This is a genomic window from Neisseria sp. P0001.S005 (assembly GCF_051963715.1).
Map to the genome: position 1 here is coordinate 1 of NZ_JBQCTZ010000972.1, position 272 is coordinate 272.

General features: G+C 48.9%; 1 pseudogene. It reads right to left on the minus strand.

The annotated features are described in order from the left end of the window. A pseudogene (locus tag ACTHSP_RS23730) lies at positions 1-242 on the minus strand (c-type cytochrome biogenesis protein CcsB); the annotation flags it as partial. Positions 243-272 lie beyond the last annotated feature (30 nt).

A 272-nucleotide genomic window follows, 5' to 3' on the forward strand; every position in this document is an offset into this window, starting at 1 on the left:
CCCAAAGGGATAAACCAGCGCATCGGTTTGAAAAACCAACCCAGAAAAACGGCAATACCGGCACTCACCCACAAAATGACCATTTCGTAGATGTCCATGTGCAGACCGGCCTGGGTTTGGGCAATAAACGCACCGACTGCAATCAGCAGCGCGAATGCCCAGTCGAAAAGGTTGAGGTTTCGGATAAATGATTTGTGTGTCAGAAGCTCATGCTCGGGCAAGGCCTGATGTTTGTTATTCATGGTTCAAATCCTTGGCAAGCTGCTGCAATT